A 1732-nucleotide genomic window follows, 5' to 3' on the forward strand; every position below is an offset into this window, starting at 1 on the left:
AAATTATATATGTCTTTTTGACTATCTTTTTATATCTTCTTAAATGTCCGCAAAGCCTTATTTTATCGGCTCTACGGGCATTTTGCTTTTGTGGTAAACCTCACATATCTAGGTCTATCTTCTTATATTTTCGCTATCAAGCGTGGTTAAAATCGTGGTAAATACTTCTATGCAATTAGACGCTGAACCTCTGATTTTGCGGTATCTATGGACGCATGAGCGTACCAATTCATTGTGATACTAATGTTTGAATGCCCCATGATATACTGTAAATCTTTTGGGTTCATGTTCTTGCTTGCCAGCCTTGTGCAGAACGTATGGCGTAGCGTATGCGGTGTGATATGTGGCAAGGGATTGTCCTTGTGGTGCTTGTTGTATTTCTTTACCATACGGACAAATAAGGCGTTGTAATCAATCGCAACTTTTGGCTTGTCCTTATGATTGACAAATAGGAAATTGCCCCGTCCGTCTATCACAAATGGTTCTGCCTTTGGGCGTTTCTTCATAACCCGTTGAAATGCCTGTATCGTTTCTCTGCTTAATGGTACTTGCCTTATTCCGCTTTTCGTCTTAGGCGTTTCAATATAATAGCCTTGTTCCTTGCTCTTTAGTAACTGGTGGTCGATAATCACAACTTCATTCTTGAAATCAATATCGGCTACTGTCAGTCCGCACAGTTCCGAGATACGAAGTCCTGTTTTTAACAGTATCAGCACATCATCATAATACTTGTGATACACATTGTCCGTCTTGATGAATGAGAGTAAGGCTTGTTCCTGTTCCTCTGTCAATGCAACTTTCTCTTTGGTATCATTTTCTAGGACTTCACTTAACTTGAAATCAAAGGGATTTTTCCTTACGCAATCGTCTTGTATGGCGATATAGAATGACGCTTTTAACGAGCGTTTATGGTTGTTAATGGTATTGTAGGAAAAGCCTTTGTCTTTCATGCGTAACGCCCATTCTTTAGCGTCAGAGGGTTTTATCGTATCAATGCTCCTAGCACCTAACTTATCCTCTTTCAATAACCGCATGAGTTGTTCCCGTTGTTTTATTGTGCTTTTCTTCACATTTGCCCTCTGTGCGTTCTGTTTGGCATAGAGTTGGCAAAGCGTCATTTTCTTGCCTGTGCTGTCGATACCGTCCTCAATATCCCGTCTTATCTGCTGTTCCAGTTCACGAAGTGAGGGTTTTTCCCGTTTTCCCTTTGGTGTCGGGTCTGTGGGTGTCAATCTCCAAGCATACACATATTTTGTGTTTCCAAATGCGTCTACATATTTATATAAGTATTTCCCGTCTGTTCGTTGGCTCTCTCCAGTATGCAGGATACGACCTTTGTTATCCCGTCTTTTTTCTTTCATGGTGTCTGCTCCTTTCCTTGTTGGAAAGAGCCTTGATATGACTTGTGTTCATCATAACACATACAAGGCTCATTTGCATTAGATTGCGTCCAATTTGTCAATAACCTGTTCAAACTGTCGGCGTTTAATCTGTATGCGGTTGCCATTCATAATGAGCCAGCCAGCGTCCTTGTTTTCCTCTGCTAAGCGTCTTAACTTGTTTTCTCCGATACGGAAATACTTTGACGCTTCTTCAATGGTAAGGGTGTATTTTTCCCATACGGGAATATCGTTGTTATTCATCAGATACCCCCTTTCCCATGTTTCGTGTCATACTGGATATAGGGGATAAGGTCGGTGCGGTTTATCCTCTGTAAATGGGCGGTTAATTT

Annotated in this window: 2 protein-coding genes; both read right to left on the reverse strand. The window is 41.1% G+C overall.

All coding sequences use genetic code 11. From position 1 onward, the window contains the following. Positions 1-167: 167 nt before the first annotated feature. Positions 168-1361, reverse strand: coding sequence for a site-specific integrase (locus V2W16_RS11110; RefSeq protein WP_009243728.1), 1194 nt, complete (start codon positions 1359-1361; stop codon positions 168-170). Positions 1362-1439: 78 nt separating this feature from the next. Then, a complete protein-coding gene (locus tag V2W16_RS11115) occupies positions 1440-1643 on the reverse strand; it encodes an excisionase (protein ID WP_002607397.1) in 204 nt (67 codons plus the stop codon). Positions 1644-1732: the final 89 nt, after the last annotated feature.

The sequence above is a fragment of the Anaerofustis butyriciformans genome, from assembly GCF_036289385.1.
Lineage (GTDB): Bacteria > Bacillota > Clostridia > Eubacteriales > Anaerofustaceae > Anaerofustis > Anaerofustis butyriciformans.

Coding starts and splice junctions, on each gene's coding strand:
- V2W16_RS11110 (WP_009243728.1), bottom strand. CDS start 1,361: ATGAAAGAAAAAAGACGGGATAACAAAGGTCGTATCCTGCATACTGGA.
- V2W16_RS11115 (WP_002607397.1), bottom strand. CDS start 1,643: ATGAATAACAACGATATTCCCGTATGGGAAAAATACACCCTTACCATT.